The following is an 18,520-nucleotide window of genomic DNA, read 5'->3' on the forward strand; positions in this document are numbered from 1 at the left end:
TGGCGCAACTACTGCGTGTATGACGCAACACACAATGGCGCGATCCGTCGCTCGGGTCAAGGTGTTTCTCCTGGCGTCGTCAGCGTTTTTCTCCAGGACTGACGAGCCAGCCGAGGCGTCCCGAGATGTCGTGGCCGGCCGTGACGACCAGCGGCGCGATCCGTTCGACCTCCTCCTTGGTGAGCCGGAAGGTGGGTCCCGACACGCTGATCGAGGCGATGATCTCGTTGTGGGCGTTGCGGATCGGCGCGGCGATGGCGGTGAGCCCGACGTCGAGCTCGTCCGCCGCGACGGCGAAGCCGTCCTCGCGGGCGCAGGCCAGCTGCTCGTCGAGCAGAGCGCGATCGGTGACCGTCGCCTCGGTGTAGGCGACGAGATCCCCGAGGGTGCGCGTCAGCTCGGGCTCGGGCAGCTCGCTGACGAGGATCTTCCCGTTGCTCGTCGCGTGGAGGGGGATGTGCTGGCCCACCCAGTTGTAGGAGGTGTTGCGCGGCAACCCGCTGACCTGGTCGATGTAGTAGGCCGTCCCGCGGTCGAGGACCGTGACGTTGACGGTGTCGCCGGTCTCCGCGGCGAGCGCGCGGCATACCGGCCGGGCCTGCTCGACGAGGTCGAGGCGCGCGTTCGTCGCGCCGGCGAGCCGGAGGATGCCGGACCCGAGGCGGTACTGGCCCCGCTCCTCGACCTGCTCGACGAGGTGGCGCTGCTCGAGCGCGCCGACGAGCCGGCTCGCGGTGCTCTTGTGGACCCCGAGGTCCCGGGCGAGCGCCGTGACCCCGAGGGTCCCGTGCTGGGCGAGGAGCTCGAGGATCGTCACGGCGCGGTCGACCGACTGGACGGTGTTCCCCCTGTCGTCTGCGGCGTTGCGCATGGCGAGACAGTAGCCCATCCTCTTCCGGTGCGGCTATCCCTGCACTACCGTGCTCCTCGTTGCGCATACCGCGTCCGGTTGCGGATGGCGCGCCACGGTGTGCGAGATGGAGGCTCTGCCGTATGCCGCCTGCCCGCGGTCATGTCGTCCTCACCCTGTCCTGCCCCGACCGACCGGGCATCGTCGCCCGGGTCACCCGGCTGCTCTTCGAACAGGGGGCGAACATCGAGGAGAGCCAGCAGTTCGACGACCCCCGGGGCGGGTTGTTCTTCATGCGCATCGACGTCTCGGTCCCCGAGGGCGGCCCGGGTCTGGAGGAGCTGCGGGCCGCGTTCGAGCCGCTCGCGGCCGACCTCGGCATGTGGTGGGAGATGTGGGACGCGACGGCGCCCTACCGCACGCTCATCATGGTGAGCCGGTTCGGGCACTGCCTCAACGACCTGCTGTTCCGGTGGCGCAGCGGCTCGCTCAACATCGACATCCCGGCGGTCGTGTCCAACCATCCGGACTTCGAGCCGCTCGTCGCCTCCTACGGGATCCCCTTCCACCACATCCCGATCAGCGCCGACACCAAGCCGGAGGCCGAGGCCCGGCTGCGCGCCCTCGTCGACGACCTCGACATCGACCTCGTCGTCCTCGCGCGGTACATGCAGGTGCTGTCCGACGATCTGTCGCGGGACCTGTCGGGGCGGATCATCAACATTCACCACTCCTTCCTGCCGAGCTTCAAGGGGGCCAAGCCCTACCACCAGGCCTTCGCCCGTGGGGTGAAGCTCGTCGGTGCGACGGCCCACTACGTCACGGCCGACCTCGACGAGGGCCCGATCATCGAGCAGGACGTCGTGCGGGTCGACCACCGGATGACCGCCGAGGACCTCGTCCGCGCCGGCGAGGAGGTCGAGTCCCGGGTCCTCACCCGGGCCGTCCGCTGGCACGCCGAGAGCCGCGTCCTGCTCAACACCGACCGCACCGTCGTCTTCAGCTGACCCCTCGGGTCCGTCGTCCGTTGGCACGACGCGACGGCGCCAGCCCGAGCCCCATTCCGCACGTGCCGAGTTGATGTCGCCTACTCATCAGGAGGAGGACATCAACTCGGCACGTGCAGGAGGGTCCGTCGCACGTGCCGAGAAGATGTCGCTGCCGAGCCGGTTCGACGACATCAACTCGGCACGTGCGAAGGGGTCGGCACGTGCAGGAGCTGCGCCGAGGCGGGTGTGGGGTGAGCGAGGAGTGGTTCCTCAGTCGCCGAGCTCGGCGCGCCTCCGGACGACGTACTCCTCGAGCTCCAGGCGGATCGCCTCGTCGATCGGGGGCGGCTCGTAGGCCTCGATCTTCGCCGTGGCGATCTTGCCGGCCCGCGCGGCCGCGTCGAGCGCGCCGCCCCGCATCCACTTCTCGTAGTTGTCGGAGGAGGACAGGAACGGCCGGTAGAAGCAGGTGCGGAAGCGCTCCATCGTATGCATCGCCCCGAGGAAGTGCCCGCCGTGGCCGACCTCCTGGTGGGCGTCGAAGGCGATGGAGCCCTCGTCGATCTCCAGCGGCTTGAACTCGTGCTGGAGCATCTCGGTGATCTGGCAGTCGACGACGAACTTCTCGTAGGAGGCGACGAGTCCGCCGTCGAGCCAGCCGGCCGTGTGCATGACCCAGTTCGTGCCGGCGAGGAAGGTCGGCATGAGCGTCATGAGCGCCTCGTAGCCGGCCTGGGCGTCGGGCAGCTGGGAGGACGTGAGGCCGCCGCCGGTGCGGAACGGCAGCCCGAAGTGGCGGGCGATCTGCCCGGTGCACAGCAGCCCGATCCCGGACTCGGGCGTGCCGAACGTCGGCGACCCGCTCTGCATGTCGATGTTGGAGAGGAACGAGCCGAAGATGACCGGACAGCCGGGTCGGATGAGCTGGGCCAGCGCGATGCCGGAGAGGGCCTCGGCGATCTGCTGGACGAGGGCCGCCGGGATCGTCACCGGCGACATCGCGCCCATGAGGATGAACGGGGTGAGGACGACGGGCTGGCCGGCGGCGGCATACTCGAAGAGCGCGTCGAGCATCCGGTCGTCCCAGCGCAGCGGGCTGTTGCAGTTGATGAGGGAGATCGAGCACGGAGTCTCCTCGATCTTGTCGCGCCCGCCGAAGAGGATCGCCCCCATGGCGATCGTGTCCGCGGCGTTGACGCCGGAGACGACGTTGCCCATGTAGATCTTGTCGGTGAGCGTCTGGAGTGCATATGTCATGTCGAGGTGACGGCTGTCGAGCGGGGTGTCGTTCGGCTCGTTGACGACGCCCCCGGCGGAGTCGAGGACGTCGAAGCTCTGCGCCAGCTTGAGGAAGTTGCGGTAGTCCTCCATCGTGCCGTCTCGCCGCACGTCGCCCTGGCGGACGAACGGCGGACCGTAGACGGCGCCGAACACCATGGAGTCCCCGCCGATGTGGACCGACCGCTCGGGATTGCGCGCCTGGACGTCGAACTCGCGCGGCGCCTTGGCCACCTGTTCCAGGACGAACTCCGGGTCGAGGAAGACGGTGTGGTCCTCGACCTTCTGGCCGGCCGCGCGGAACATCTCGATCGCTCGGTCGCTCACGAACTCGACGCCGATCTCGCTGACGAGCCGGCGCCACGCGGCGTCGAGGGTGGCGAGCGCGTCCTGGGAGAGGATCTCGTAGCGGGGCATGACGTTCTGGAACATCGGGGGACTCCTTCGGCGCCGCTGGCGCCCGACTCGACGTGACACCGGTGAGGGACGAACTGCGACGTCATCGGCGGTATGCCTTGACGCCGGTCCCACTCGCATCCTAGCCTCATCATATGGAACAGCGGTTCCATAATCTGGCACTGGATGACGGAGCAGGATGTCCACCCACGGTACTCAGGCCGTCGACCGCGCGGCGCATCTCGCCGCGCTCGTCGTCAAGGCCGACGGTGCGCTGACGTTCTCCGACCTGTGCGCCGAGACCGGCTACGCGCGGAGCACCACGTCGCGCCTCCTCGCCGCGCTCGAGCGCTCCGGCCTGCTCGGCCGTGACACGACGGGTGCCTGGCTGCCCGGGCAGCTGTTCGCCCAGTACGCGGCCCGGCGCAGCGACGACGAGGAGCTGGCCCGGCTCGCCCAGCCGGTCATGGAGGAGCTCGGCGAGCTGACGGGCGAGACGGTCAACGTCGGCGTCGTCCACGGCGGCTCCGTCGTCCACATCGCCCAGGTCGCCTCGACCTACATCCTCGCGAGCCGCGACTGGGTCGGCGTCGAGGTCCCCGCCCATCTCTCGGCCCTCGGCAAGGTCCTGTTCGCCTACCACGTCCTCGAGCTGCCGGAGGGCCCGCTCGAGCGGCCGACGAAGGCCTCCCTCGGCTCGGTGCGCGCCCTGCGGGCCCAGCTGCCCGGCATTCGGGCGGCGGGGTATGCCACGACGGTCGACGAGCTCGAGGTGGGCCTCACCGGGATCGCCGCCCCCGTCGTCGTCGACGGCGAATGCATTGCCGCGCTTGGTCTCTCGGGCCCGACGGCCCGGCTCCAGGACCAGATGGGCGCGCTGGGCCACACGGTGACCCGGCACGCGACGACCCTGTCAACCCAGATCGGACGACACCGGAAGGACGGTGCAGCATGACGCCCGAGGAGATCCTCCAGGGGCTGTACGACGAGACGCTCAAGGGCAACGGCCCCCGCGTCCTCGAACTCACCCACCAGGCACTCGCCCTGGACATGACGCCGGGGAGCCTGCTCTTCGATGCGCTCATCCCCGCCCTGGAGGAGGTCGGCGCCCGGTTCGAGCGCGGCGACTACTTCGTGCCCGAGATGCTCATCGCCGGCCGGGCGATGGCCGGCTCGATGGAGATCCTCCGACCGCTCCTCGCGGACACGGGGGTCGAGACGATCGGCAAGTTCGTCATGGGCACTGTCAAGGGCGACGTCCACGACATCGGCAAGAACCTCGTCAACATCATGCTCGAGGGTGCCGGCTTCGAGGTCATCGACCTCGGCGTCCAGGTCGCGCCGGAGAAGTTCGTCGCGGCGATCGAGGAGCACGAGCCCGACATCGTCGGCTTCTCGGCGTTCCTCACGACGACGATGCCGATGTTCAAGGCGAACCTCAACGCGCTGGAGAAGGCCGGCCTGCGCGACAAGGTCATCGTCATGGTGGGGGGCGCCCCCGTCACCCAGGAGTACGCCGACGTCGTCGGCGCCGACGGGTATGCCGCGGACGCGTCCGCGACCGTCAAGCGGGCCAAGGCGCTCCTGAAGGAGCGTCGCTCGAAGGTTCCCGCATGAGCGGCGTGCCCGTCCGCGAGACGGTCCTCCGGTCGGCGACCAAGGAGGTCGTCATGGCGTCGAACCGGCCGTTCTGCATCATCGGCGAACGGATCAACCCCACGGGACGCAAGGTCTTCCAGGCCCAGCTGCGCGACGGCGACTACTCGGCCATCGAGAGGGACGTCAGGGCGCAGGTGGAGGGCGGCGCCGACGTCCTCGACGTCAACATGGGCGTGCCGCTCACCGACGAGCCGACCCTGCTCGTCACCGCGGTCCGGATGGTCCAGTCGCTCACCGACCTGCCGATCTGCATCGACTCCTCGGTCGTCGAGGCGCTCGAGGCCGGCCTCGAGGCCTACGAGGGCCGCGCGCTCGTCAACTCCGTGACGGCCGAGGACGAGCGGCTCGCCGCGGTCCTCCCGCTCGTCAAGAAGCACAACGCCGCGGTCATCGCCCTGCCCAACGACCACGACGAGATCCCCATGGAGGCCGACAAGCGCATCGAGCTCGTCGGGAAGATCGTGCGAGTCGCGACGGAGGAGTACGGCATCTCCATCGACGACATCGTCATCGACCCCCTCGCCATGCCCATCGGCGCGGACTCGACGGTGGGGCGCACGGCGCTGGAGACGATCCGTCGCGTGCACGACACCTGGGGCCTGAACCTCACCTGCGGCGCGTCCAACGTGAGCTTCGGTATGCCGAGCCGGCACGCGATCAACTCCTCCTGGCTGCCGCTGGCCATGGGTGCGGGAATGACGAGCGCCATCATGGACGCCCGCACGCCGCAGGTCGTCGACGCCGTGCGGGCCGCGGACCTCCTCCTCGGCAACGACGAGTGGGGCGGCGCCTGGATCTCGACGCACCGCAGGCGCCAGGCGGCGGCTGAGGCCGCGGCCGCGGCGGCTGCGAGCGCGACGACCCCCGAGGCGGCCGTCGCGACGTGAGCGTCTCCGACGACGTGAGCGTCTCCGACGAGGAACCCCGGCCCGACGTGAGCGAGCTGCGTCGAGAGGGGCTCATCGAGCGTCCTGGTGCGCCGGAGGTCGTCCACGACGGCACCGGCCGGGTCCTGCTGCGCTTCGCCCCGTCCGCCCGCGACGTGCGCGTCCCGCCGGGGGTCAGCGTCTTCGACGCGGCGAGCTGGAACGGCATCGCCATCGACTCCACGTGTGGCGGCCACGGGACGTGCCGCAAGTGCAAGGTGCAGCTCACGAGCGGCAGCGCGCCCGTCACGTCGCACGACCGGCGAACCTTCACCGAGTCCGAGATCGAGGACGGCTGGCGACTCGCGTGCCTCGTCAAGGCGACGACGGACCTCGCCGTCGACGTCCCGCCCCTCGTCACCCGGCCCAAGGCGGCGACGGTCGGCGTCGGGCGGCAGGTCATCCTGCGGCCCTCGGTCCAGAAGCGCTACCTCGAGCTCGAGGAGCCGACCCTGTCCGACCAGCGGACCGACCTGCAGCGCGTCCTCGACGCCATCGACGACCTCGAGCTGACGCCGGACCTCCATGTCCTGCGGCGGCTGCCGAAGGTGTTACGCGACAACGACTTCAAGGTGACGGCCGTCGTCATCGACGAGTCGCTCGTCGATGTCGAGGGAGGTGACACGACCACCCGCCGCTACGGCATCGCATACGACCTGGGGACGACCACCGTCGTCGCGACGCTCCTCGACCTCTCGACGGGCACGCCGGTCTCCGTCGCCTCGATGCTCAACAAGCAGCAGCCGTTCGGCGCCGACGTCATCACGCGGATCAGCGCGACGATGATGGACCCCGACACGCTGCCTCGGCTGCGGGACCTCGCCCAGGCCACCCTCGCCGAGCTGGCCGCCGACGTGTGCGCCGAGGGTGAGGTGGACTTGCACGAGGTCCTCGAGGTCGCCGTGGCCGGCAATGCGACGATGACGGCGCTGCTCCTCGGCGTCGACCCGGAGCCGCTCGGCGTCGCGCCGTTCATCCAGTCGACGGCGTCGTGGCCGACCGTGTCGGCGTCGGAGGTCGGGCTCGAGCTCCATCCGGCGGCACAGGTCGTCGTCTTCCCGGCCCTCGGCGCCTACGTCGGTGGCGACATCGTCGCCGGCATGCTCGCGTGCGGCATGGACCGGGACAAGCGGACCCGGCTGTTCATCGACGTCGGCACGAACTGCGAGATCGTCCTGTCCGACGGCGACACGATCGTGTCGACGGCCGCGCCCGCCGGCCCGGCCTTCGAGGGCGGCGCCATCCGGTGCGGGATGCGCGCCGCCGACGGCGCCATCGAGGTCGTCAAGCTCGTCGCCGAGCCGCAGGAGGACCAGGCCGCCGTCACCCTCGGCGTCATCGGCGACACCGAGCCGCGAGGCCTGTGCGGGTCCGGCCTCGTCGACGCCGTCGCCGAGCTGGCCCGCGTCGGGCTGCTCGACGACACAGGGCGGTTCGTCCCGGACGACGTTGCGGCAGAGCGCTTTCCGGCGCTCGCCGACCGGCTCGCCAAGATCGGGGAGGAGCGCGTCTTCGTCCTCCACCGGCATACCCCCGACGACGAGGTCGCGAGCACCGTCTACCTGTCGCAGCGGGACGTCCGCGAGCTGCAGTTCGCCAAGGGCGCGATCGCGACGGGGTGGGCGCTGCTGCTCGAGGAGCTCGGCCTGGAGGAGAGCGACGTCCAGCAGGTGCTCCTCGCCGGATCGTTCGGGTCCTACCTCTCGCCGGCGTCCGCGGTCCGCATCGGGCTCGTGCCCAAGCTGCCCGTGCTCCGGATCGTCAGCGCCGGCAACGTCGCGGGCGAGGGAGCGAAGATGGCGCTGCTGTCCTCGCGCGAGAGGGCCGGCGCCGAGGCCCTCCTGGAGGAGGTGCAGTATGTCGAGCTCAGCGACCGTGCCGACTTCAACGACCGCTTCGTCGAGAAGCTCGGCTTCCCAGGGTGATCCCGCGCGTCGCGCGGTCTCCCCAGGGGCCCACCTGGCTGACGATCCGGCGGTTCGCGCGGTCTCCCCAGGGGCCCACCTGGCTGACGACACGACCTCGCTTTGTCGGGTCACCCCGGAAGACCTCGCGTCACCCGACAAGGGAACCGGGGTCCGGTCACGTGTTCCAGGGTCACCCCGGAACCCTGCCGCACGCTCTATCGGATCACCCGACGAAGCGTGCGAGGCTGCCGAGGGCCCGGGCGAGGGCCCGGGCGAGGGCCGGAGCCGGGTCCCCCGCCGGGAGGGACGGGTGGCGGTCGTCGCCTGCGGCGCGATCGCCCAGCCGATGGCGCAGTCGGTCGCTCGGCACGGGTGGTCGGTCGACGTGCACCCGCTGCCGCCGCTGCTGCACAACCAGCCGCACCGGATCGCCTCCGAGGTCGAGCGCCTCGCCGGCTCCCTCGCCGAGCGGTACGACCGGGTCGTCGTCGGGTATGCCGACTGCGGCACCTACGGCGCGCTCGACGAGGTCTGCGAGCGCCTCGGGCTGGAGCGGCTCCCCGGCCTGCACTGCTACGACCTGTATGCCGGTGCCGACCGGATGGAGGAGCTCCTCGACGCGGAGCCCGGAACCTACCTGCTGACCGACTTCCTCGTCCGCTCCTTCGCCCGGACCGTCGAGCAGGAGCTCGGTCTCGACCGCTGGCCGGAGCTGCGCGACGAGTACTTCCGCCACTACACCCGCGTCGTGTGGCTCGCCCAGTCGACCGACGAGCTCGAGCTGCGGGAGCTGCGGACCCTCGCCCAGGCGGCGGCCGAGCGGATCGGCCTGCCCCTGGAGGTCCTGCATACCGGCTCGGTCGGCCTCGACGCCGCCCTCGGCGCCCTCGTGGACGGATGACACGACGCACCTGACACGACGCACCGTCGCCATCGGTGGGCAACGTCTCGACGAGTAAGGCTTACCTAACTAGAGTGGCGGCATGGGTGAGCAGCCGCACCTGGGCGAGGTCCAGGAGACGCTCCTGATTCCGTTGTACGGCCGGGCCCGGGACGCCCGACGCCGCGCCAGCGTGCTCCAGGACGCGCGGGCCGCGGAGCTCGTGGACGCGATCGACTACGACTTCACGAGGTTCCGTGGCCCCTCCCTCGGCGGCTCGGTGCTGCGTGCGGCCATCTTCGACGAGTACGTCCGAGACTTCCTGCGCGAGCATCCCGACGGCACGGTGGTCGACCTCGGATGCGGCCTGTCGACGCGCTTCGACCGGCTCGACAACGGCCGGGTGCGGTGGTTCGACCTCGACGTCGCCGACACGATGGCGTTGCGGCGCACGTTCTTCCAGGAGACCGATCGCTACACGATGATCACCGGGTCGCTCTTCGACCCCAGCTGGCACGCCGAGGTCACGGACGGCGCGCGGGCGGTGTTCCTGCTCAGCGAGGCGGTGCTCCTGTACTTCCCGGACACCGAGGTCCGCGCCGTCCTCCGCGAGATCGCCGAGGCCTTCCCGGGCACGGGGCTGGCTCTCGACACGGGAGGGCGGCTCATGATGAGGAGCCAGGATCGCAACCCGGTCTTCAAGCAGCTCCCCGCCCGGATGAGATGGATCTGCGACGACCCCTCGACGCTCGAAGGCCTCGGTCTGCGGCTCCGCGAGACCCGGACGCTGGCGACCCCCCAGCCGGGCGTCGCACACGGCTGGCCCGCGAGGTACCGGTACGGGCTCCGGCTGCTCCGCTGGACGCCGCCGGTGACGACCTACAAGCTCAACCTCTTCACGACGAGCGACGGCTGAGCATCCCCCGGAGGGAGCCGTCGTCAGCGGGTGAGGGCCTCGGTGATCGCCCGGATGTGCTCGGGGGAGGAGCCGCAGCAGGCACCGATGACGTCGACGCCGAGCTCCCGCAGCTCGCGCGCATGCTCGGCCATCCCGACCGGGTCCACGGTGTAGACGAACTCCCCGCCCCGCAGCTCGGGCAGGCCGGCGTTCGACTGGGCGATGACGAGGACGTCGTCGTGTCGCGCCGCGGTCAGCTGCTCGGCGATGACGCTCATGTCCTCCGGCCCCCGCCCGCAGTTGGCGCCCACCGCGTCGACGCCGGCGGCCGCGAGCTCGGCCACCGCCGTCGCGGGGTCGACGCCCATCATCGTCCGGCGGTTGGTGTCGAAGCTCATCGTCGCGATGACCGGGAGGTCGGGCACGACGTCGTGGGCGGCGGAGATGGCCGCCCGGGTCTCGCCGAGATCGCTCATCGTCTCGATGAGCACGACGTCGATGCCCCCGGCCGCGAGCCCGCGCAGCTGCTCGGCGAAGAGCGCCGAGGCATCGGCCTCGCTGAGGATCCCCAGGGGTTCGAGGAGCTCACCGGTCGGCCCGAGGTCGCCGGCGACGAGGGCGCCGTGGCGGTCCGCGACGCGGCGCGCGATCTGCGCTCCGGCCCGGTTGACCTCCTCGACCCGGTCGCCGAGCCCGTGCAGCTCGAGGCGCGGGCGGCTGCCGCCGAAGGTGTTCGTCGTGAGGAACCGGGCGCCGGCCGCGGCATACTCCTCGTGGAGCTCCTCGATCCCGGCGGGGTTCTCCAGGTTCCATGACTCGGCCGCCTCTCCGGCGGGCAGGCCACGATCCTGCAGCAGCCAGCCGTAGCCGCCGTCGAAGATGGCGGGGCGGCCGGCGAGCAGGGTCAACAGTCGGTTCTGCGGCATACGACCAGGGTATGCGGGGTGGTGCCGCCGACCGGTCACCATCCGGCGCGTGGACCATCGCGCCGCGGAGCGCCGTCCAGAGCGTCTCGTGGACCACCTTCGCGCGCCGGCACGATCCGGCGGCGGGAGCATGGAGGCGGAGGCTCTCATGGTCGTCATCCGCGAACCCCGCACCCGGCCGACCGGAGCGCTGCGTCCGGCGGTCCGCGGCGGCGGTCGGTGGCAGGCCTGGGGACTGGCCGCCGTCGAGCTCCTCGTCGCGTGGCAGGCGTTCAGCGGTGGACGAGGGCTGATGACCGACACGTGGGACATGCCACGGGAGCTCCTCGTGCGGACCCCCTTCGACGACTGGGTCGGACCGGGGTGGTGCCTCGTCCTGCTCATCGGGCTGCCGCATCTCGTCGCGGGATCGGTGACCGGCGCGGCGTCCCGGTGGCCGCGAGCCGAGCTCTGGAGCATCGTCGGCGGGCAGGTGGCCGGCGCGAGCCTCCTCGTGTGGATCGTCGTGCAGCTGGTGCTGCTACGTGTCTTCTTCTTCCTCCAGCCGGTCGCCGTCGCGCTCGGTCTCCTCGAGATCGCCCTCGCCCGCTCGTGGAGGCTCAGGCGCGCAGGAGCCTCTGCCGCCAGTTCTCGGTCGCCTCGACCTGGTTGAACGTGAAGAGATGGAGGCCCGCGATGCCGAGGGCGTCGTTCGCCGCGAGCGCGGCGACCCGGTGGACGAACGAGTCGGTCCCGAACCCCGGCGCCGCGATGCGGGCGAAGATGCTCTTCTGCTTCTTGAGGAACCGCATCGACTCGCCGACACCGATCTTCGTCGCCATGCCGAGCAGCTTGGTCCGCTCGACGGGTCCGGGGACCCCGACGTAGAGGGGAAGGGCGATGCCGCGACGGCGGATCCGCTCGACCCACGTCGCGAGGCGGGCGTCGTCGAACGTCATGTTCGAGATGATGTGGGTCGCATACGTCCGCTTGTCCCACATCGACTGGATCGTCACGTCGTCGTCGATGCTCGGGTGCGACTCGGGATACCCCGTGATGGCGACCTGCTCGAAGGGCCGGCCGAGGAAGTCGAGGTCACGGAGCAGGTCGAGCGACTGGACGTACTCCCCGGCCGGCTCCTTGGCGTCCCCGGCGGGGACGAACACCTTCGAGACGCCGGCCGCGGTGAGCCGTTCGACGATCTCCGACAGCTGCCCGCGACCACCGATCATCCGAGCCGCGAGGTGCGGCACCGCGTCGTAGCCCGCCGCGGCGAGGGTCGTCGCGAGCTCGATCGTCGTGTCGATCGGCTTCGCGGGCGAGGCCGTGACGGTCACCGTGAGGCCCGTCGGGATATGGGCTCGGATCTGCTCCTCGATGGACGGCGTCGGAAGAACCTCGTACCGCGGGTTGGACAGGAGCCGGTGGAGTTCCGTCGAGGGATAGGCGTTGCTCATCGTGCAACTCAATTCGTCATGCGCGACAGGGATGGCGCCAGCGTAGAGCCCGTCCACAGGCCGCGGCAAGGCATTGCGCGGATGTCGGTGGGGCGCCCTATCGTCGCCGTCCATGGGCGAGGTGAGTCGGGCCGGGCGGGTTGCCGGGGAGGGACGGCAGACCATGTTCTCCGGCATGCCCGAGCCGCTGTATGCCGCGAGCCCGAGCCGCCTGCTCGCGTGGTTGGACTGCCCCCGCCGATACCGGATGCAGTACCTCGACGTCCCGCGTCCCGTCCCGCGACCGCAGCGGGCCCACACCTCCCTCGGCATCGCGACGCACAACGCCCTGCGCGACTGGTGGGACCTGCCCGACGGACGCCGCACCCCGGCCGGTGGGGGACGACTCGTCGAGGACGCCTGGATCGACGTCGGCTTCCGCGATGCCGCGCAGTCGCGGACCTGGCGCGACCGCACCCGGCAGCACGTCACGGCATACCTCGAGCGGGTCGACCCGTGGCGCGTGCCGCGCGGCATCGAGCGGACCGTTGCCATGGTCACCGGTCCGCTCCGGCTCACCGGGCGCGTCGACCGCCTCGACGACCGCGACGGTGAGCTCGTCGTCGTCGACTACAAGACGAGCCGCCGACCGCCGACGGAGGAGGACGCCCGCACCTCGCTGCCGCTGGCCCTGTATGCCGCGTCGGTGTGGAAGATGTTCCGTCGCCCGACCTTCCGCGTGGAGTTGCACCACGTGCCGACCGGAGCCATCGTCGGCCACACCCACACGCCGGAGTCCATCGCGCGCAAGGTCGACGAGGCGCAGTCCATCGCCCGGGACGCCCGGGCCGCGGATGCGGAGTACGCGACGCAGGGCCGGGCGTCGGACCGGTTCCCTCCCCGTCCTTCTGCGCTGTGCGCGTGGTGCGACTTCCGTGCCCACTGCCCCGAGGGTCAGGCGACGGGACCGGAGAAGTCCGGGTGGGCGGCGCTCGAGGAGACGGCGCCGTAGCTACCTCGACGGGGGCGGGGGGGTCCGGTGGGTGGAGGTATGGGGTGACGGTGCGGTGGGGTCCCGATACCTCGACGGGCGGGGGCGTCGGGTGGGTGGAGGTATGGGGTGACGTTGGGCGCCGTAGCTACCTCGACCGGCGGGGGCGTCCGGTGGGTGGAGGTATCTGGTGACGGTGCGGTGGTGTCGAGATACCTCGACGGGCGGGGGCGCCGGGTGGGTGGAGGTATCTGGTGACGGTGCGGTGGTGTCGCTGTACCTCGACGGGCGGGGCGTCCGGTGGGTGGAGGTATGGGGTGACGTTGCGGTGGTGTCGCGATACCTCGACCGGCGGGGCGTCCGGTGGGTGGAGGTATCCGGTGACGGTGTCGGTGCTCAGTGGTTGGGTCGGGGTATGGACCAGCACATCAGCTTCGTCACCCTCGCCGTCGCCGACCTCGCGGCCAGCCGGCGGTTCTACCTCGATGGACTCGGCTGGGAGGCCGAGCTCGACGTCCCCGGCGAGGTCGTCATGATCCGGGTCGGGGAGCGGCTCATCCTCTCGCTGTGGGACCAGGAGTCCTTCGAGGCGGAAGTCGGTGAGCGCGTCGCGCGCGACGGCATACCGCCGATCACCCTCGCCCACAACGTGCCGCGTCGCGCGGATGTCGACGCGGTCCTCGCCACGGCCCGCGCTGCGGGGGCGACGGCGGGTGAGGCGCAGGAGCGCGACTGGGGCGGCTACACGGGGTACTTCGCCGACCCCGACGGCTTCCGCTGGGAGGTCGCGTGGAACCCCGGTCCGGTCGGGCTGCTCGTCGTCCCCGACACCGTCGTCGAGGAGGACTGAGTGACCGGCATACTGGGGGCTCAGCCCCGCACGACCTTGAAAGGCCCGCCGTGCCCCCACGCAAGAAGGCCTCGCGAGCCCGCATCGTCGCCGTCGCCAACCAGAAGGGCGGCGTCGCGAAGACGACCTCGGTCGCCTCCCTCGGCGCGGCCTTCGCCGAGCTCGGCCGGCGGGTGCTGCTCGTCGACCTCGACGCCCAGGCCTGCCTCACCTTCAGCCTGGGGATCGACCCGGACGCCGTCGACGCGAGCATCAACGAGGTCCTCCTCGGCCACGGCGACGTCACCGAGGCGGTCCTCGAATGCGACGACGGCGTCGATCTCGTGCCGAGCACCATCGACCTCGCGGGCGCCGAGGCCCAGCTCCTCCCACGACCGGGCCGCGAGTACGCCCTGCAGTCGGCTCTCGAGCCGGTCCTGGCCTCCTACGACGTCGTCCTCCTCGACTGCTCGCCCAGCCTCGGCGTTCTCACCCTCAACGCGCTGACCGCGAGCGACGGGCTCATCATCCCGATGCCGTGCGAGATGCTGAGCCACCGCGGCGTCGGCCAGCTCCTCGACACCGTCGCCGATGTCAAGCGCATCCTCAACAAGCGGCTGCGGATCCTCGGCATCCTGCCGACGATGTACGACGGCCGGAGCAACCACGCGCGCGAGGTCCTCGCCGACGTCGGCCAGCGCTACGACCTGCCCGTCCTGGAGCCCCCCATCCCCAAGACGGTCCGCTTCGCCGAGGCGCCGGGCGTCGGGCGCTCCATCCTCACGACGGCGCGGTCGAGCAAGGGGGCCATGGCCTACCGCGAGGTCGCCGAGAGCCTGCTGCCCCGCCTCTGACCGGCGACCTGGCCCCATCCGGCGGCCATCCGGCGGCCCCGCGACTTCGGGCCCGGAGGCCCCGCGACTTCGGGCCCGTCCGACCCGGGCCGCTCACGCCTCCGGGCAGCCCACCGGTCCTCGGTGGCCTCCCGGCTCCTCAGTCGGACAGGCCCGCTCCGGCGAGCATCGCGATCCCCATGAGGACGACGGCGATGAAGACGAGCGACAGCATCATCGACACGAGAACGACGACGAACCCCCACGAACCGAGCCGCATCCCCGCACGATAGCGCACGGCTCGGCCGACCATCCCGAGAGCGGGACCCCTGCGCGGTCACCGAGCACCCGGCATACGGTGGGGGTATGCCACGAACCACCCCCGCCCTCGCCGCCCCGGGCCCCAGCCAGCCCTTCCAGACCGTCGAGCTCGAGCGTCGCGACCTGCGCGACGACGACATCCTCATCGACATCGCGTATGTCGGGATCTGCCACAGCGACATCCACACCGTCCGCGACGAGTGGGGCGCCGCGCACTACCCGATGACGCCCGGCCACGAGATCGCCGGCGTCGTCGCGGCCGTCGGGCCCGGCGTCACCCGACACAAGGTCGGCGACCGGGTCGGCGTCGGCTGCATGGTCGACTCGTGCGGTGAGTGCGAGGAGTGCAAGGACGGTTTCGAGCAGTTCTGCACCAAGCCTGCCGTCTTCACGTACAACACCCCGGCCTACGACGGCTCGATCACCCAGGGCGGGTACGCCCGGCAGATCGTCGTGACGGAACGGTTCGCGCTGAAGATCCCCGATGCCCTCGGTCTCGACGTCGCCGCGCCGCTCTTGTGCGCCGGGATCACGACGTACTCGCCGCTGCGCCGCTGGGGTGCCGGACCGGGGACGAAGGTCGCCGTCGTCGGCGTCGGCGGACTCGGTCACATGGGCGTCAAGCTCGCCGCGGCGCTCGGGGCGACCGTCTCGACGATCTCGCGGACGATGGACAAGGCCGACGACGCCCGGGCCCTCGGCTCGACCGAGCACATCGCCTCCTCGGACGAGAGCGCGATGCGCGCCGCGCGCCGCTCGTTCGACATCATCCTCAACACGGTGAGCGCGGACCTCGACATGGAGGCCTACCTCGCGCTCCTCCGGCCGAACGGCGTCATGGTCAACGTGGGTCTTCCGACGAGCCGGTATGCCGTGCGCCCGGGCGTGCTCGTCGGGCGCAACAAGGTGCTCGCCGGCTCGAACATCGGCGGACTCGCCCAGACCCAGGAGATGCTCGACTTCTGTGCCGAGCACGGCATCGGCGCGACGATCGAGATGATCGGGGCCGACGAGGTCGACACGGCCTACGACAACGTCGTCGCGGGGAAGGTCCGCTATCGCTACGTCATCGACACGTCCACGATCGGCGGCTGACTGCGGGACCCCGGGTCACCGTTCCCGCCCGGACGCTGGTCGGGTCCGGTGGCGATCTGCCACCCGATCGTGGCCTGTGCACCACGTCAGGTGCCTGGCCCAGCCGCGTCCGGTGGCGTTCTGTCACCCGATCGGGGCCTGTGCACCACCTGACTGCCCCACGCAGCGGCGACCGCCGCCCGGCGGACGAGCGCTCAGCCGGGCGTGGTCCCCGTCGTGGTCGTGCTGCGGCGGACGGGCACCGACTCGACGCCGAAGACGATGCTGCGCTCCCGGTGGGGCAGCCGGTCCGAGGCGAGCACGAGGTCGGGGAACCGGCGCGCCAGTGCGGGGAACGCGGTCTGCAGCTCGAGGCGGGCCAGCTCGGCGCCGACGCAGCGGTGGAACCCGTGCCCGAACGCCAGGTGCGGCCCCACCGGACGCGTCGGGTCGAAGGCGTCCATCTGGGGCCCCCGTCGCGCGTCGCGGTCGGCAGCGGCGAGGTGGCAGATGACGACGTCTCCCTGCCGCACGCGCACTCCGCCGATCTCCAGGTCGCGGAGCGGGAAGCGGGGGAAGGCGATCTGGACGACGGTGAGGTAGCGGAGGAGCTCCTCGACGGTGACCCCGATGACGGAGGGGTCGGATCCGACTCTCGCGTAGTGCTCGGGGTGGTCGAGGAGGACGGCGGCACCGAGGGCCAGCATGCTCGCGCTCGTCTCGAGACCGCCGGTGAAGACCCCGTCGGCGAGACCGGCCAGCTCGACGTCGTCGATCTCGCCGCCGTGGTCGCGGACGAGCTGGCCGATGAGTCCATCGCCCGGGTCGGCCCGCTGGCGCTTGGTGAACTCCATGAGGAAGGCTCGCGAGTCCGACATCGCGCCGAAGGCCGACACCCCGCCGGCGGAGACGTCGAAGCGTGCCGCGCCGAGCTCCTGGAAGGTCGCCGCATCGTCGTCGGGCAGCCCCAGGAGCTCGCAGATGACCTGGAACGGCACGGGGAAGGCGAAGCTCGGCACGAGGTCGGCGATCCCGGTGGGCCCCTCGAGGTCGGCGGCGACGGCGTCGAGGCGTCGGTCGACGATGCGCACGATGTGCGGCCGGAGCCGTTCGAGCCGGCGCATCGTGAACTCCGGGGTGAGCAGCTTGCGCAGCCGGGTGTGCTCGGGCGGATCGGTGAAGCCGAGCCCTCCGATGTAGCCGCCCGGGGCGCCGCCGAGCCCCTTCGCGTCCCCTCCGACGAACGGCCGGATGTCGTTGCTGAACGCGCCGGTGTCGGCGAGCACCTGGCGGCACTCGGCCTCGCCGGTGACGACCCAGATCGTCATTCCGAGGAAGGAGGTGAGCCGGTGGACGGGCTCGCGGTCGCGGATCTCCGCGAGGCGGGGTGTGGGGGACACCCCCTCCCGGGCGAGCGGCCAGACGAGCGACTCGGGCACGGAGTCGAGCCGGGACAGGTCGATGCGGCGTTGTGCGCGCTTCATGACGATCCGGCGGGTGCGCCGGGAGAGCCTCTCGGTCAGGGTGGGCGCGCGGTGCTCCCTGTCCGCCGAGGTGACTGCGTGTCGCATCCGCACATTGTCGCCGAGGCGTCTGTATGCGGGGGTCACCCGCTCGGCTCGGCGTTTCGCGGTATGCCGAGCGCCGGCTCCCGGCATACCGTGACCACCGTGTCGGGGGCGACATCTGACTGGACGTTCCGGCGGCTGGACCGCGCGGACTTCCCCCTGCTCGGCCGCTGGCTCGCGACGCCCGCCATGGAGCGGTGGTGGCACCACGAGTGGACGCCGGAGGCGCTCGAGCGCGACTTCGGCCCCACTGCGGACGGACTGGAGCCGGCGGAGGACTTCGTCGCCGTCCGCGACGGCGCACCCGTGGGCATCGTCCAGCGGTACCTCCTGCGCGACTACCCGGAGTACCTCGCCGAGCTGCGGTCCGTCGTCGCGGTCCCCGACGGCGCCGCGAGCATCGACTACGGCCTCGGTGTGCCGTCGCTGCTCGGCCGGGGCGAGGGCCCGGCGATGATCGCGGCCTTCGTCGAGCGGACCTGGGCGGCGCTCCCCGAGGTCACGGAGCTCGTCGTCCCGGTCGTCGCGGCCAACGTCGCGTCGTGGCGCGCGCTGGAGAAGGCCGGGTTCGAGCGGGTCGCGAGCGGCCGTCTCGAACCCGACAACCCGGTCGACGACCCGCTGCACCACGTGCTGCGGCGTCATCGACCGTCCGGGTGAGGCGTGCGCCGTCCCCGGCTGCCGTCAGGACTGCTGGGGCGACCCGTTCGTGGGGCGACCGCCGCGCGTCCGGCGGCGGTTCCGGGCGCGGCGCGGACGGTCACCCTCGCGGCGGGCCGA

Annotated in this window: 18 protein-coding genes; 13 read left to right on the forward strand and 5 right to left on the reverse strand. The window is 71.3% G+C overall.

Translation table 11 applies throughout. From position 1 onward, the window contains the following. Positions 1–79 precede the first annotated feature (79 nt). Entirely contained in the window at positions 80–871 is a 792-nt protein-coding gene (locus tag BN12_RS07485) for an IclR family transcriptional regulator (protein ID WP_048556097.1), read from the reverse strand. A 122-nt stretch (positions 872–993) separates the two neighbouring features. On the opposite strand from BN12_RS07485, the gene purU reads away from it, so the two are divergent. Further along, a complete protein-coding gene (gene purU, locus BN12_RS07490; protein WP_048551364.1) occupies positions 994–1,857 on the forward strand; it encodes a formyltetrahydrofolate deformylase in 864 nt (287 codons plus the stop codon). Between the two features lie 252 nt (positions 1,858–2,109). On the opposite strand, the gene BN12_RS07495 is transcribed toward purU, so the two are convergent. Next, positions 2,110–3,654 (reverse strand): trimethylamine methyltransferase family protein, encoded by a 1,545-nt coding sequence (locus tag BN12_RS07495; RefSeq protein ID WP_162233065.1) that lies wholly within the window; start codon positions 3,652–3,654, stop codon positions 2,110–2,112. Positions 3,655–3,712: 58 nt separating this feature from the next. Between BN12_RS07495 and BN12_RS07500 the strand changes: the two genes are divergently transcribed. From BN12_RS07500 to BN12_RS07525, 6 genes are all read left to right on the forward strand, one after another. Next, on the forward strand, positions 3,713–4,468 hold the full coding sequence (locus BN12_RS07500) for an IclR family transcriptional regulator (protein WP_048551368.1): 756 nt from the start codon (positions 3,713–3,715) through the stop codon (positions 4,466–4,468). Then, positions 4,465–5,130, forward strand: coding sequence for a cobalamin B12-binding domain-containing protein (locus BN12_RS07505; RefSeq protein ID WP_048551370.1), 666 nt, complete (start codon positions 4,465–4,467; stop codon positions 5,128–5,130). The genes BN12_RS07500 and BN12_RS07505 overlap by 4 nt, the downstream gene beginning before the upstream one ends. Further along, a complete protein-coding gene (locus BN12_RS07510; protein WP_048551371.1) occupies positions 5,127–6,059 on the forward strand; it encodes a methyltetrahydrofolate--corrinoid methyltransferase in 933 nt (310 codons plus the stop codon). Before BN12_RS07505 ends, BN12_RS07510 begins: the two co-directional genes overlap by 4 nt. Next, positions 6,056–8,023, forward strand: a complete 1,968-nt coding sequence (locus BN12_RS07515) for an ASKHA domain-containing protein (protein WP_083454486.1) — start codon at positions 6,056–6,058, stop codon at positions 8,021–8,023. Before BN12_RS07510 ends, BN12_RS07515 begins: the two co-directional genes overlap by 4 nt. Positions 8,024–8,315: 292 nt before the next feature. Further along, entirely contained in the window at positions 8,316–8,906 is a 591-nt protein-coding gene (locus BN12_RS07520; RefSeq protein WP_235432330.1) for a DUF1638 domain-containing protein, read from the forward strand. Positions 8,907–8,988: 82 nt separating this feature from the next. Further along, a complete protein-coding gene (locus BN12_RS07525; protein ID WP_048551374.1) occupies positions 8,989–9,801 on the forward strand; it encodes a class I SAM-dependent methyltransferase in 813 nt (270 codons plus the stop codon). Positions 9,802–9,824: 23 nt separating this feature from the next. Here the strand turns inward: BN12_RS07525 and BN12_RS07530 are convergent, their stop codons facing one another. Beyond that, entirely contained in the window at positions 9,825–10,709 is an 885-nt protein-coding gene (locus tag BN12_RS07530) for a homocysteine S-methyltransferase family protein (RefSeq protein ID WP_048551377.1), read from the reverse strand. A 49-nt stretch (positions 10,710–10,758) separates the two neighbouring features. Here BN12_RS07530 and BN12_RS07535 point away from each other — a divergent pair, with 49 nt between their 5' ends. Beyond that, the gene (locus BN12_RS07535) at positions 10,759–11,361 is read left to right on the forward strand and encodes a hypothetical protein (protein ID WP_200901168.1); all 603 of its coding nucleotides are present in this window, start codon (positions 10,759–10,761) and stop codon (positions 11,359–11,361) included. On the opposite strand, the gene BN12_RS07540 is transcribed toward BN12_RS07535, so the two are convergent. Further along, positions 11,309–12,145, reverse strand: a complete 837-nt coding sequence (locus tag BN12_RS07540) for a methylenetetrahydrofolate reductase (RefSeq protein WP_048551379.1) — start codon at positions 12,143–12,145, stop codon at positions 11,309–11,311. The genes BN12_RS07535 and BN12_RS07540 overlap by 53 nt on opposite strands. 112 nt (positions 12,146–12,257) lie before the next feature. Between BN12_RS07540 and BN12_RS07545 the strand changes: the two genes are divergently transcribed. The 4 genes from BN12_RS07545 to BN12_RS07560 all read left to right on the forward strand — a co-directional run bounded on the left by BN12_RS07545 (position 12,258) and on the right by BN12_RS07560 (position 16,193). Next, the gene (locus BN12_RS07545; RefSeq protein WP_157635397.1) at positions 12,258–13,136 is read left to right on the forward strand and encodes a RecB family exonuclease; all 879 of its coding nucleotides are present in this window, start codon (positions 12,258–12,260) and stop codon (positions 13,134–13,136) included. 394 nt (positions 13,137–13,530) lie between these two features. Next, on the forward strand, positions 13,531–13,965 hold the full coding sequence (locus BN12_RS07550) for a VOC family protein (RefSeq protein ID WP_048556102.1): 435 nt from the start codon (positions 13,531–13,533) through the stop codon (positions 13,963–13,965). Positions 13,966–14,015: 50 nt separating this feature from the next. After that, positions 14,016–14,798, forward strand: a complete 783-nt coding sequence (locus BN12_RS07555; protein WP_048551382.1) for a ParA family protein — start codon at positions 14,016–14,018, stop codon at positions 14,796–14,798. A 345-nt stretch (positions 14,799–15,143) separates the two neighbouring features. After that, positions 15,144–16,193: an NAD(P)-dependent alcohol dehydrogenase gene (locus BN12_RS07560; RefSeq protein WP_048551384.1), complete on the forward strand. Its 1,050-nt coding sequence runs from the start codon at positions 15,144–15,146 to the stop codon at positions 16,191–16,193. A gap of 194 nt (positions 16,194–16,387) precedes the next feature. On the opposite strand, the gene BN12_RS07565 is transcribed toward BN12_RS07560, so the two are convergent. Continuing rightward, positions 16,388–17,743 carry a cytochrome P450 gene (locus BN12_RS07565; RefSeq protein WP_083454487.1) on the reverse strand — a complete coding sequence of 452 codons (1,356 nt, stop codon included), beginning with the start codon at positions 17,741–17,743 and terminating at the stop codon, positions 16,388–16,390. Between BN12_RS07565 and BN12_RS07570 the strand changes: the two genes are divergently transcribed. Then, positions 17,735–18,400 carry a GNAT family N-acetyltransferase gene (locus tag BN12_RS07570; RefSeq protein ID WP_200901169.1) on the forward strand — a complete coding sequence of 222 codons (666 nt, stop codon included), beginning with the start codon at positions 17,735–17,737 and terminating at the stop codon, positions 18,398–18,400. The two genes, BN12_RS07565 and BN12_RS07570, sit on opposite strands and share 9 nt — an antisense overlap. Positions 18,401–18,520 lie beyond the last annotated feature (120 nt).

Source organism: Nostocoides japonicum T1-X7 (assembly GCF_001046855.1).
GTDB lineage: Bacteria > Actinomycetota > Actinomycetes > Actinomycetales > Dermatophilaceae > Nostocoides > Nostocoides japonicum.